General features: G+C 39.2%; 1 rRNA gene. It reads right to left on the minus strand.

Going from position 1 to position 457, the window contains the following annotated elements:
• Positions 1-327 precede the first annotated feature (327 nt).
• Positions 328-457, minus strand: a 16S ribosomal RNA gene (locus AC1DP6_RS36550); the annotation flags it as partial.

Consider the following 457-nt stretch of genomic DNA (forward strand, 5'->3'; position numbering starts at 1 on the left):
ATTCGCTTTAAAAAATTTACGTATTCAAATACTACTATTCTGAATACAACTTGCATTTCCCAATATGTCAAAGAACTTTTAATCACTGACTCTTCTTKCGAAGTTTCATTTMCGTGATTATTGTYGATGTGTGAGATCCGATCTCCGTRGCTCTTTAGCTACACATCTTAAATCATCTGTTATCAATACTCTCGGCGTGTAGCCTTAAGCGTTAGTAACATCTAATCTGTGAAAGAACTTGAAAACAACTTATCAGTAYTAACTGAAARACTTGTCTTTTAAATAAATTAAAAGAAGGAAACAACAGCTAAGGACAATGAGCTCTAAAAAGGAGGTATTCCAGCCGCACCTTCCGATACGGCTACCTTGTTACGACTTAGCCCCAATTACCGATTTTACCCTAGGCGGTTCCTTGCGGTTGCCGACTTCAGGTCCCCCCGGCTTTCATGGCTTGACG

This window comes from Chitinophaga sp. 01L420 (assembly GCF_056399985.1).